The sequence below is a fragment of the Streptococcus sp. UBA632 genome, from assembly GCF_002300045.1.
Classification (GTDB): Bacteria; Bacillota; Bacilli; order Lactobacillales; family Streptococcaceae; genus Streptococcus; species Streptococcus alactolyticus.
Genome location: NZ_DBPA01000022.1, coordinates 1 through 341 on the forward strand (window position 1 = coordinate 1; position 341 = coordinate 341).

Annotated in this window: 1 pseudogene; it reads right to left on the reverse strand. The window is 40.8% G+C overall.

The window, feature by feature from the left end:
* Positions 1-341, reverse strand: a pseudogene (gene pgi, locus B3473_RS02775) (glucose-6-phosphate isomerase); the annotation flags it as partial.

The window sequence follows — 341 nt, forward strand, 5'->3', positions numbered from 1 at the left end:
ACACCTGGTTGGTTGAATGGGTTAACAGCGTTAAGGTAACCTGAAAGACCAATAGCCAACTCGAAGAAGTAGATTGTATAACCAAGAGTGAATTCATCTTGTTGAGGAAGTGTCAAGAACATGTTAGGTACTCCACCGTCAGTGTGAGCAAGAAGTACACCATCAGTTGCTTTTTTGTTTACGAAATCAACGTCTTTACCTTGAAGGTAACCAAGGCCATCAAGGTCTTCTGACAATTCAGGAATAACAACGTTTTTACGTGGTTTATCAACACGAACAACTGTTTCAAAGATGTTGCGGTAACCTTCTTGGATGAATTGTCCAAGTGAGTGAAGGTCTGT